The organism is Desulfobacter sp. (assembly GCF_050177295.1).
The window spans coordinates 1-2,669 of the sequence record NZ_JBFXHE010000525.1 but is presented as its reverse complement, the minus strand read 5'-3'; the positions used below and the strand labels follow the sequence as shown (position 1 = coordinate 2,669).

At 48.8% G+C, this 2,669-nt stretch carries 3 protein-coding genes; all 3 read left to right on the top strand.

Annotated elements, in window-relative coordinates:
* Positions 1–83: 83 nt before the first annotated feature.
* Positions 84–2,150, top strand: coding sequence for a tetratricopeptide repeat protein (locus AB7U36_RS22090; RefSeq protein ID WP_428161759.1), 2,067 nt, complete (start codon positions 84–86; stop codon positions 2,148–2,150).
* A 6-nt stretch (positions 2,151–2,156) separates the two neighbouring features.
* Positions 2,157–2,462: a hypothetical protein gene (locus tag AB7U36_RS22085; protein WP_428161758.1), complete on the top strand. Its 306-nt coding sequence runs from the start codon at positions 2,157–2,159 to the stop codon at positions 2,460–2,462.
* On the top strand, positions 2,452–2,669 hold a 218-nt coding region (locus tag AB7U36_RS22080; protein ID WP_428161757.1), incomplete at its 3' end, for a hypothetical protein. The genes AB7U36_RS22085 and AB7U36_RS22080, both read left to right, overlap by 11 nt.

The following is a 2,669-nucleotide window of genomic DNA, read 5'->3' as shown; positions in this document are numbered from 1 at the left end:
TACTGTTCACATGGAACCGACTGCCTTGTTAAAGACATTCCGTTTGAACCGGGGATGACCATCGGGATATACTTGGAGTAACCATGGCTAAAAAACGAAACACAATTGACGTTATTCTGAAACGGGCGGAAAAACTGTTTGAAACAGGAAATTACCTGTTAGCGGAAAAAGAATTCAAAAAGGCCAGGCAGAAACAGAATAGCCCGGAAATAGAAGAGAAACTGGCCATATGCCTTAAAAACACCCAGGGCCTTAAAGGCAGGGAATGGGTAAAAAAAGGACAGAAAGCCGAAAGCCGAAACGATTTATCCGGTGCTGTCTCCTGTTTCAGGGAGGCGGACGGCCTGCTGCACGAAACCTGGCTTGGGGATAAAATCCGTGAAATTGAACAACGCCTTTTGGGTTGTGACATGGTTGCCAAGGCCGAAACCGCGGTCAGGAATAAGGACTATCAGGCGGCATACGGTTTTTATACAGAACTTGCCCAGATTCACGAAAATGAAAACTACCTGTCCGACAGTGCAGTCTGCCTTGTCAAGACAAACATGTTTGACCAGGCAGTTGAACTGTTCAGGTCGTTAAACCGCCTGAGTGAGGCGGCACGCTACCATTTCGGTTATGCCCTGGCAAAGCAGGGCAGATATATAGACGCCCTGGGCCAGTGGGAGATGATTGATTCCAATGCTGCTGCCTTTGTGTCGCAGCAGCACCAGGTGCTGGAACTTGCCGTTGAACAGCTTAACGCGTCCATGAAAGCCGGGGCCGATCTTAACGGAATACTGGCAGATGCGGGCAGGCTTTTGGGCGGCAAGGCCGTCCATGGCAATGACAGACTGGTCAAAGAGCTTGGGGCCATTTCGGATTACTGCAGGCTGGCCCTGGCCGCACCCCTGTGGGAAACCGGCGATTATGGTGCGGTTGCAACTCTTTTGGATACAATGATTTTCAAGAAAGATCCGGCCATAACTGTTTTATGTGCCGTTACATATTACCACCTGGCTGAAATCCAGGCAGACTATACCGGACTCATGGCTGACCATTGGCTGACAGCCGTTTATGCCACGGACCTGGCCAGGACGGTGGGGGATGACCCGGAAAAACAGGACAGGGTCCGGCAACGTTTGGTCCGTATGGCTGAAGATAGAATCAACACCATGGCCGGGTCTAAAGAGTTAAACGGCGCAGTCGCAAGGCTTTTTGAGATTGACAAGTCACTGATGGCCGATTTTCTGGCTATCTCCGGAAGCCGGCATGGAAGCCCTTCTGTCCCGTGGATTTGCACCCCCTGTTTTGCAAAACACTACGGCCTTTCTGACACCGTTTTGGCGCTGATCCGGGAGAACAGGGATTATTTCAGGGATGAGGCGCATTATCTTTCGACCGGGGCCTGTTACTCCCGGGTGGGGGAAAGTTTTTATGCATTGAAAACCCGCAGCGCCAAGGACGCCTTTAATCTGATTGGAACAATGGATGCCCCGGATTCGGCTGATGAATTTATAAATTATGCCCTGGGGCTGATCCGTTTTGAATATGGAAAATTTGTCCTGGAAAACGGTGAAAAGAATTTCCTTGACTACTTTGACTCAACGGTCCGTCTATTTGAGACCGTGCCTGGTATGGAGAAACAATTTTCACAGGAAATGCTGCAATATGAAGGCCAGTACCTGTTTGAACATGAAGCGCTATTGGGCTTTTTATATCAGTTGCGACCGTCCGGGCCGATATCTGAAGCATATTCTTTTGTTATGGGGCAGACCGCTGTTAACAGGTTTAACAGAGGAAGAATAAACAATAAACAATGCCATGTTGCCCTTGAAAAAGCCCTTGCTGTAGATCCCGGCAATGAATATGTTATCCATCTCCAGGCGCAGATCGCCATTGATCTGGAAATGGAGGCCCTTTACAATGCCATGAATAAAAGAAAGATGGGCAAGGCTGCCACGCTGGCCACAAAATCCTCTTTTCCTGAAATCCGGGACAAGTTTTTTGACTTTATCGAACAGATGATGGAACATATTGAAGACAGCGAACTGGAAAAACCTTACCGCATAGTGGAATTGAATGAGCTGCTCAATTCCTGCATGGCGGTTGACCCGGTCCATCCCATCATTGACACCCTTGAAATGAAAATTCAACTGCTGGGAGATTAAAGACCAATGAATCCCTATGCTGTGCTGGGCATTGACAAAGATGCGTCAAACAAAGAGATCATCCAGGCAGCTGCTTTGGCGATGCGGCAAAGGCGTCATGACGCCAGGACCATTGCCCAGGCCCAGAAAAAGCTGCTTGACCCGGTTTCCAGGGCCTGCCAGGCCTTTATCCATTTTCCTGATTTTGGGGAGACCCAAAAACGGCTGGGCCAAGAACTGAAAGAAATTTCAGCCGCTTACAACAATACCAAAGGGAGCGATGGATTTGATGCCCCCTGCCTGGAAATATTTGACGGCCACCATGGGCAGTGAAAAAGAACAGCTAAAAAAAAAACTCATTGATTTCCAGCAGCAAATCGCCGGCCTGAAGCTGGACCTTGCTGCCCAGGCCGGGGCCCAGAAAAAAAAGGAAAACGAAATTTTTACGGGCCTTCTTGACATCATGGATGCCTTTGAATTAATTGAAGACAATCTTGAATCAAAACAGGAGAGCCTGGATAAGCCGGCAAGAATGCTTGG

Coding starts and splice junctions, on each gene's coding strand:
- AB7U36_RS22085 (WP_428161758.1), top strand. CDS start 2,157: ATGAATCCCTATGCTGTGCTGGGCATTGACAAAGATGCGTCAAACAAA.
- AB7U36_RS22090 (WP_428161759.1), top strand. CDS start 84: ATGGCTAAAAAACGAAACACAATTGACGTTATTCTGAAACGGGCGGAA.